The sequence below is a fragment of the Paraburkholderia sp. J63 genome (assembly GCF_905220245.1).
In the GTDB taxonomy this organism is placed as follows: Bacteria; Pseudomonadota; Gammaproteobacteria; order Burkholderiales; family Burkholderiaceae; genus Paraburkholderia.
Genome location: NZ_CAJMZF010000137.1, coordinates 1 through 1,068, shown reverse-complemented (window position 1 = coordinate 1,068; position 1,068 = coordinate 1). Strand labels below are relative to the sequence as shown.

1 protein-coding gene is annotated in these 1,068 nt (G+C 46.7%); it reads left to right on the top strand.

The genetic code is table 11. From position 1 onward, the window contains the following. On the top strand, nt 1–913 hold a 913-nt coding region (locus U5775_RS38840), incomplete at its 5' end, for a hypothetical protein (RefSeq protein ID WP_322063422.1). Between the last annotated feature and the right edge of the window lie 155 nt (nt 914–1,068).

Here is a 1,068-nt window from a genome sequence, read left to right as displayed (position 1 = left end):
TCAGCAATTCGAGTTCAAGACCGACAAGAGCTACACGAAGTACGATTTCGCCACCGATGGTTCCCAGACTGCCACGCTCTACGGCACAGCGGGAAAGATCGTGGAATTTGCGAAGTTCAATCCATCGGGATTCAAGACACAGGACACGTTCTATGGAACCGACGGCAAAGCCACACAGCAATACAACTTCAATCTCGACAAGAGTTACACCTTGTATAACTTTGTGGCCGACGGCTCGCAAACCGCGACATTATTCGGAGTTAATGGGCAGGTGACCGAATATGTGAAATTCAACACAGGTGGAATGAAAACACAGGACATCTATTTCGGCTCGAATGGAAAATCTACTCAGCAATTCGACTTCAATCCGGACAAGAGCTACACATGGCATGGCTTCAATGGGGATGGGTCCCAGAGCGGCGCGTTTTTTGATTCAAACGGAAAAATAGTCGAAATGGCTCAGTTCAACACCAACGGCTACAAGACTCAGGACATTTTCTACAATCCGGTCGGCACCAAAAAGCTGCAATTCGATTTTTCCCTGGATAACAGCTATGTATCACATAAATTCGAGGGTCCAATGGAATACGTCGGCATGTTCGGGTCGAACAATATCATTTTCGACTACTATCAGTTCTCTTCAGGCAAAATGATACTACACGATTTTTTCGATAAGAGCGGCCGCGTTATCGAAGCTGATCGATACGGAATGGATGGAAAATTGAGTGGCTTTTCCAAGTATCTGTATAACAGCGACGGTTCGTACTGGTCCAACGACTACAATGCAAGCGGAAATCTGATCGCGAAAGCCCTGTATGGCAATAGCGGTCAGATTCTGACAGACGCTTCCATTTATAGCAACAAACTAGGGGGTGTCGGATTTGGAAACCTGATCGCATTCGGACAGATCTAAGCGAGAGCGCTGCCGCGAGCTGGAAATATCTTGATTCTTATCGCCGTCCGCATCATATATATTAAGCATTCCTACTTTTTAACGCCAATCGCCTAAAGCGCATTGCATTCGATTCGTTCAGATCCGGGCCGAGTTCCCCGGTAATCCTTGATGAA